We start from the raw sequence: 2,020 nt of genomic DNA on the forward strand, positions 1-2,020 counted from the left end.
ACGTCACCTCTTCTTCTTGCTTAACAAGGATACTGTCTCTTACATCGACAATCTCATCATTAAGTGTCGTGAAAGCACTGTTAACACCTTCAAAAGCAGCAGCAACATTATGATAAGTCTTCTCGTCACCTTCTGTACCATCAGCATCAAATTGTGCAACTTTGAAATCAGGTTTCGTCCATTTGCCTTCCTCATACTTGGTATTACCACCGAAATATTCTGCAAGGGCTGTGTTCGTAGAATGGAGCTGTGAACCATTCACGGCATCGGTTGATTCCTCTGAAAGTTTACCATTTTCAAGAGAGGTAATTTTGCTATTTTTTTTATCCTCTTTTTCTCCATGCTGCGCACTAAAGGCATTTACATCCTTGCTCCATACCAAAGAATCCTGTGCAACTCCTTGTGAAACCTCTTTAATCCGTGCATTCACATTCTTGATATTTGCATCAAGAGCTGAAAAAGCGGTTCCAACACCTTCATATGATTTATTTGTTACATCACCCTCTTTAGAAACTGTCGATAAGTCATAGCTGGGAGCTGTAAAAGTGCCATCAGCACTAAACGATGCTTTGCCTCCTAAAATTTTTGCTAAACTCGCAGCTATGGTATTAATCTGTCCACCCGTAACCGCATCGCTCGAACCCGCCACTAGAGAACCATCAGCCAGCGATGTGACCTTGCTGTTTGTCTTTTCACCTTCTTTTCCATGCAAGGCTACAAAAGCATTACTCTGATTACTCCATGATAAAGAATCCTGTGAAACTCCTTCTGAGACTTCCTTAATACGATCGTTAACGGTTTTGATATTCTCATCAAGTCCTTTAAAGGCTGTTTCAACACCTTCATACGATTTATTTGTTACATTACCCTCTTTAGAAACTGTCGATAAGTCATACGTTGGTCCTGTAAAGTTTTTGCCATCAAAGGATACAGCGCCACCTAAAATCTTTGATAAATCCGAAGCTATGGTATTAACCTGTCCACCCGTGATTGCATCATGTGAATCCTTGGCAATCTTACCATCAGCAACATTATGGAGACCTACAGCTGTCTTATCTTTACCACCTAAAGTCACACTCGTGTAATTAATGCCGCCATTATCACCATCTTTTTTATCGTAATGAACAACGGCTGAATCATCAGACTGAAGGCTGGTAGAAAGATCCTTCAGACTTTTATCAAGCTGACCTTTGTTAACAGCTTCATTATCCTTTGTTGCTTCACCAACACCTGAAATTATCCGATCCGCACCAGTCTTGTTGGCTATATTGATTTCACTGCCTTCTACTGCAGCTCCAATAGTGAGACGATGTGTTGTTTTGTCTTGCTGAACAAAGCTTTCGCTTTCTACTTTGTTAATCACATTATTAACCTGTTCAGTCAATTTATTCTGAACATTCGTGATAGAAGTACCTACACCTTCAAAGGCAGATGCTACATCAGGATATTCTTTGTTTTCTGTTTTGCCATCATCCTTAACGGACTTAACAGTAAATTTAGGAGCAGTCCAAGCGCCATTTTCATATTTAGCGCCACCACCTAAATACTTAGCTATATTCGTGGCTACAATTGTAACATTTTGATTTGTAGTAAACAGCTGTGAGCCATTAACCGCTTCATCTGAATTTGCACTGAGATCGCCACCTAATAAACCGGAAATTTTCCGTTTCCCATTATCTTTATTCAGAATGCTGATTTCAGTACCACCAGTTCCTTTCCCAATGGTGATGAGACCTGTACCCCCCGCACGGAGACTACGCGCTAATTTCTCCTCTTTTTCTTCTTCTTGCTTAACAAGGATACTGTCTCTTACATCAGCAATTTCATTATTTGTTGCAAATAACTGTGAACCATTCACCGCTTGTTGTGAAGTCTCAGTGAGTGCTGCAGCCTTAACTTTCTTTATCTCTTTACCTCCAGCATCAATACCATCGGTCGTTATTTTGGGGCCTCCAGAAATCACTAAGCCTGTTGCATCTAGGGCAGTTGTGCCTGCCTTTAAGCTCGTTAATGTAACATC

1 pseudogene is annotated in these 2,020 nt (G+C 40.6%); it reads right to left on the bottom strand.

Going from position 1 to position 2,020, the window contains the following annotated elements:
• Nucleotides 1-2,020 (bottom strand): annotated as a pseudogene (locus ACFINZ_RS09420) (hypothetical protein); the annotation flags it as partial.

The organism is Bartonella sp. AA81SXKL (assembly GCF_042196945.1).
Taxonomy (GTDB): domain Bacteria; phylum Pseudomonadota; class Alphaproteobacteria; order Rhizobiales; family Rhizobiaceae; genus Bartonella.